Source organism: Pseudomonas sp. SIMBA_068 (assembly GCF_046534705.1).
Lineage (GTDB): Bacteria > Pseudomonadota > Gammaproteobacteria > Pseudomonadales > Pseudomonadaceae > Aquipseudomonas > Aquipseudomonas putida.
Genome location: NZ_JAWRYI010001376.1, coordinates 1 through 244 on the forward strand (window position 1 = coordinate 1; position 244 = coordinate 244).

A 244-nucleotide genomic window follows, 5' to 3' on the forward strand; every position below is an offset into this window, starting at 1 on the left:
GTGATGAAGTGCTGACCAGCGGTGGCCTTGTAGGCCGCGTAACTAAAGTCTCTGACACGGGCTACGTAGCTATCGCGCTGAATGACACCAATGAAGTCGTCATTAAACGTGATTTCGTCGCCGCCGTGCTGCCTAAAGGCACTATCAAGGCGCTGTAATTCTTTCTTCCCTAAGGGAACTGCCGTGTTAAATCGTTATCCTTTGTGGAAGTACGTGATGCTGGTCGTCGTGATTCTCGTCGGCC

Annotated in this window: 1 protein-coding gene; it reads left to right on the plus strand. The window is 51.6% G+C overall.

What is annotated here, in order from left to right:
- Positions 1 to 8 precede the first annotated feature (8 nt).
- On the plus strand, positions 9 to 158 hold the full coding sequence (locus SB756_RS34125; RefSeq protein ID WP_410913761.1) for a hypothetical protein: 150 nt from the start codon (positions 9 to 11) through the stop codon (positions 156 to 158).
- The last annotated feature ends 86 nt before the right edge of the window (positions 159 to 244 follow it).